A 4,171-nucleotide genomic window follows, 5' to 3' on the forward strand; every position below is an offset into this window, starting at 1 on the left:
GCGTCGATTAACATCACCGCATTATCGGCAGCGGCTAGGGTACGATAGGTATCTTCGCTAAAATCTTGGTGGCCGGGAGTATCGAGGAGATTAATCTGAAAATCACGATAATCGAACTGTAAAACCGTGGAAGTAATCGAAATTCCCCGTTGTTTTTCCATTTCCATCCAGTCGGAGGTGGCCTTGCGTTGGTCGCGTCTTGCTTTGACTGCACCCGCTTGATGGATTGCACCCCCGTATAGTAACAGTTTTTCGGTCAGGGTGGTCTTTCCCGCGTCAGGGTGGGAGATAATGGCAAAATTTCGCCGTTTTTCCAAGACAGCTTCGCCGGTTTCTAGTTCTTTTTCAATTTCGGTCGTCATTCTAATTTTGATCGCTTTCCTATCTTTCTATTCTAGTTTAGCTGGGGAGTTAGATATCTTTATGGCTCTGATTCTAGGTTAAACTCAATCCGGCTCTGTAAAACCATTTCTGCAATTACCGCTCCTCCTTTACCTTGAGCTAAAACCCGCTCAAAACGGTTGATTAATTCGGGAATATTGATCACTTCCTCTACCGATTCTAGATATCTTTCGACAATTGCCCTGATCTTGTATCTTATCTTAGCTTGCTCCGCAACTTTTTCTAAAATTTCCTCGCAAGTCTGCTCGGTTTTAACCACAAAAGTAATGGGATATTTTTGCACTTTATCAATATCTAAAAAATATTTATCAGCAGCTATCGTTTCCGTAACTTGAAAAAATCGACCTAGGGGTTTCATGACAAAATCTATCCCCCCGTCATTGGCATTTGTTCGACCAGTTTTATATAAAAGTAAGTATTCAGAGTTTAAGCGTTCAGGCGACCATCCCCAATATATTTTCTGTTCCCCATAATACTCTTTAAGAATTGCATAACTGACAATCTCAAAAACTCTAGCATCAATGTTTGGTCTGAGTAAACTCCGAATAAATTCAATGGCTTTCTGGGGATCTTGCTGTTGAATATCAATCATCTGTTGACAATAGCTGATAAATTGATTAAATGCTTTTTGTCTTGTTTGCACATAGGCATCAATTATATCTATAATCACTGGCGCAATATTAACTTGATTACCCTCTAGATAAAACTTAATTAGATTCTCATTAATCCAGTATCTATTGGTTTTAACATCTCTAATTATCGGCAGATAAGATAAAGTAGGAAAATACTTTTTAAATTCCTGATTTAATCGATGATTGAGAGCATGATTTTGTAATTTATCGCCAAAAGGAAGCTCCCTTTGCCTGCGAAAAAGTGTCATATACTGAGCGCCTTGATACTCGTCGTATCCATCCTTAAGATGAAACTCATTATTAATATAGTCTTCCACTAAAACATAAATGGCATAATGGTTAGCCAATCCTGCTCGGGATTTAGAACCTCGATTAGCGGCTCTAGTTTTAATGTTCAAATATTGCAATAACTCACTAGCATTTAAAATGCTATTTCCCTGATTGGGAAAGTAATTATCGATAATTTTAATAATTATCTTGGTGAATTCATGCTTGACTATCGACATCGAAAAGACTCTCCTGTACAAAGTTAGATTCTTGTTTATTTTCGCTTTTTCTACTATAGCTTTTTTGAGGTGGTAGTAACTTTTCTTCCTTGTATTCTTGCCATCCGAGAATCCGTCGAAGACCAATTTTTAAATACTCCTCTTGTAATTCTATACTAATAGAAATTCTTCCCAAACGTTTAGCTACAGCTGCAGCTGTAAAAGTTCCTGCAAAGGGATCAAGCACAATTCCACTCTTGTCAGTGCTGGCCAAAATAATTCTTTCTAGCAATGATTCAGGTTTTTGTGAGGGATGATTTTCGTATTCATCCATGCGATATCTTACCCTAGGGAAATACCAGACATTGCCCGGTACTTTCTCTGTATTGTATTGACTGGGAATCGCTTTTCTATAATCAATTAGTTTTCGTTTTGCTCCGGTTTTTGCTTCTATCTTAATATCCTTTGAATTAAAAGTGTAATTATTTTTATCTTTCACACAGTGAAGTATTGGTTCATACATCGAACCAAAATATTTTGTTGCTTGTACTCCTGAACTATCATAATGCCAGATAATGCGACTAAGAATCGTCATTTTTTGTCTTAAGTAAAGATCAAAGTAAGGCATTGCTTGAGTGCTGGCCATAACATATAATGTTCCCTGGGGTTTCAAGATACGAAGACACTGATCAAGAATTTGATTTGCCCAATTTATATAATCATTTTCCGATTCCCATTTGTCGTAAAAATCGGCAAAATGCTTACCTATATTATAGGGAGGATCGAGAAAAATTAGATCTACAGAATTAGAGGCAATCTCACTGGATAAAATCGGCAAAGAATCACCATGAAATATAACTTGTTCATCAGCTTCGTATCGTTTAAACATGATCATTTTTTCAATTTAAAGTAGTTAGATTTTTACTAGGAAATGTGTCAATTTTTAACCTCCTTAGCAATTAGTATAGTTTACAGACTTTCTCATAAAAATGAAGTATAACCTAATTTGGTATTGATGACCGACTTCTGACGACCGACTCCCCACAACAAAAACTTGGATTTTTAAGCCTTTAAATATTTTAAGATGAGTCAGTATCCCGCAGTCTAATAATCGGGACGAATTATTTCTAGTAAATTTCTAGCCACTGCTTCCACTACAGTTATAGGAACAGCGTTTCCGAATTGTTTTTTAGCGATAGCTGACTGTGGATGATAGATAAAATTATCGGGGAATCCTTGTAATTTACGCGCATCTTGGGGAGTAATTTCTCGAAACTTTTTGGGTTTATAGATTTTCTTTAAAAACAATTGTTTGTATTCTTGGGGATGAGTAGCGGTAATTGAAATAGTGGCAATATAATCTTTAGCACCCGTAGCGGTTAGGGTAGGAATAATATCGGCCGTCGGTAAAATAATCCGATAAATGCCGTTAATTCCTGTCATATTTTTCGAGTTAATAAATTCATACTTACCCTCCTGCGTTTGCCAACAAATACCGAGAGAAACTAACTGATTGAGTTCCTCGATTTTTAGGTCGGGTATAATTTCCAAAAAAGCAGAAAAAGCCACGGGATGACCATCTTTTTCGCCATACTTTTTACTGCGTCTTAATTTCAGCAAAGCTAAACAGATACTTTTTTGTCGTTCCGTAGTTTTGATAATATCCCAAGAATGAATAGTTGTGTGGCCATTTCTTAAATCAGAAAAAATAAAGAAGTCATTTAATTCATCTTCTTTTTGAAAACGAGTTCTCGATGGAGGAACAAAACCATTAAATAAAGTATCTGCTGATAACTTAACTTTCTCGACGGGTTGAATATTTTTGATGTCTTCTAAAATATCTAAAACCTTGGGATGGATACCCAAAGGTAAAGGAAATTTAAACCGCTCATAGTTATCTATATTTTTTCTAATTCCTACGATAAAAACTCTCTCGCGATTCTGGGGTAAACCAAAATCGTAGGCATTTAATAACTGCCAGTAAACTTGATAACCACAGCTGGTTAATTCATCGATAATTAATTGTAAATTCTCCCGATTGCGAGGACTAGCCAACCCACTGACATTCTCGAAAATAAAGCTTTTGGGTTGACTTTTCTGGACTAATTTAATCACATCAAACCAGAGTTTTCCCCGGGGATCCTCAAATCCCCGTAAACATCCCGCCACCGACCAAGGTTGACAGGGAACGCCGCCGACAATAAGATCCAGATTATCGGGTAAATTGCTAATTTTACTCACATCTCCGAAAGCAATTTCATCGCTGTTGAGATAGCTAATAAAATTCTGTTGATAAACTTGGATGGCCTGTTTATCGATTTCTGAATAGCCTAAACAACGTCCTCCCAATTTCTCCAAAGCGATTCTAAAACCACCGATTCCCGCGAATAAATCGATAAAACGATACTGGGGATGGGTGATAACTAGATGTAGGGGTAATTGGGTTTGTGTGCTGACTTTAACTGTGGTTTTCAAGGGTAAATAATTCCTTTTCACCGTCTGGGAAGATGCCTATCTGTACTAACTATTTTAGTATAACTTAAGAGTTTTTTTCTAGAGACCTCCTGCAAATCTCCTGTCTCCTGACTTGAAAGAGGGTGTGGGGTGTGGGGTGTGGGGTGTGGGGAGTTTTCTCAGTGAACTGATAACTGA

4 protein-coding genes are annotated in these 4,171 nt (G+C 37.2%); all 4 read right to left on the reverse strand.

Features of this window, described 5'->3' with window-relative positions; all coding sequences use genetic code 11:
* Nucleotides 1-362, reverse strand: a 362-nt coding sequence (locus tag PX481_RS07115) for a GTP-binding protein (protein ID WP_288094139.1), incomplete at its 3' end; no start/stop codon positions are given.
* A 59-nt stretch (nucleotides 363-421) separates the two neighbouring features.
* Entirely contained in the window at nucleotides 422-1,540 is a 1,119-nt protein-coding gene (locus PX481_RS07120; protein WP_002751176.1) for a hypothetical protein, read from the reverse strand.
* The gene (gene yhdJ, locus PX481_RS07125; protein ID WP_147068786.1) at nucleotides 1,521-2,408 is read right to left on the reverse strand and encodes an adenine-specific DNA-methyltransferase; all 888 of its coding nucleotides are present in this window, start codon (nucleotides 2,406-2,408) and stop codon (nucleotides 1,521-1,523) included. The genes PX481_RS07120 and yhdJ overlap by 20 nt, the downstream gene beginning before the upstream one ends.
* A gap of 215 nt (nucleotides 2,409-2,623) precedes the next feature.
* Nucleotides 2,624-3,994: a DNA cytosine methyltransferase gene (locus tag PX481_RS07130; RefSeq protein WP_288094141.1), complete on the reverse strand. Its 1,371-nt coding sequence runs from the start codon at nucleotides 3,992-3,994 to the stop codon at nucleotides 2,624-2,626.
* Nucleotides 3,995-4,171 lie beyond the last annotated feature (177 nt).

This window comes from Microcystis sp. M53603_WE2 (genome assembly GCF_030065435.1).

Coding starts and splice junctions, on each gene's coding strand:
- PX481_RS07120 (WP_002751176.1), bottom strand. CDS start 1,540: ATGTCGATAGTCAAGCATGAATTCACCAAGATAATTATTAAAATTATC.
- yhdJ (WP_147068786.1), bottom strand. CDS start 2,408: ATGTTTAAACGATACGAAGCTGATGAACAAGTTATATTTCATGGTGAT.